The organism is Pseudochrobactrum sp. AO18b, assembly GCF_000409565.1.
Classification (GTDB): domain Bacteria; phylum Pseudomonadota; class Alphaproteobacteria; order Rhizobiales; family Rhizobiaceae; genus Pseudochrobactrum; species Pseudochrobactrum saccharolyticum.
The window spans coordinates 1-467 of sequence record NZ_ANNO01000119.1 but is presented as its reverse complement, the minus strand read 5'-3'; the positions used below and the strand labels follow the sequence as shown (position 1 = coordinate 467).

Annotated in this window: 1 tRNA gene and 1 rRNA gene; both read right to left on the bottom strand. The window is 51.6% G+C overall.

The window, feature by feature from the left end:
• Positions 1-24 precede the first annotated feature (24 nt).
• Positions 25-101: transfer RNA gene (locus A918_RS0104915), tRNA-Met, on the bottom strand.
• A gap of 243 nt (positions 102-344) precedes the next feature.
• A 5S ribosomal RNA gene (rrf, locus tag A918_RS0104910) occupies positions 345-459 on the bottom strand.
• Positions 460-467 lie beyond the last annotated feature (8 nt).

Genomic DNA, 467 nt, shown 5'->3' with positions numbered 1-467 from the left:
GTTTTAATTGTTTTGAGGGAAGATTGGTTGCGGGGGCAGGATTTGAACCTGCGGCCTTCAGGTTATGAGCCTGACGAGCTACCGGGCTGCTCCACCCCGCGTCAAAGTTAGTACAAGCCTGTGAGGCCCGGGAGCGAAGTCAGCCTCTTTTTCAGGTTATGGGCCTGATGAGGTGAGGCCGTATAGCAATCGATTGATTATCGATTGTAGGCCGAACGGGCGCTCCGCCCTAGATATATGATCGCTTAAGATTTGCTTTGAAGATTGTCTTATCGGTAAGCGATTGATTTGCGTGTTTAGCGCTGAATGTTTGAGAAGATGTTTTATTTCTGTGCCTTTTGCAGACCTGGCAGCGACCTACTCTCCCGTGTCTTAAGACAAAGTACCATCGGCGCTGGAGCGTTTCACGGCCGAGTTCGGAATGGGATCGGGTGCAGCCGCTCCGCCATAACCACCAGGTCAGCAAA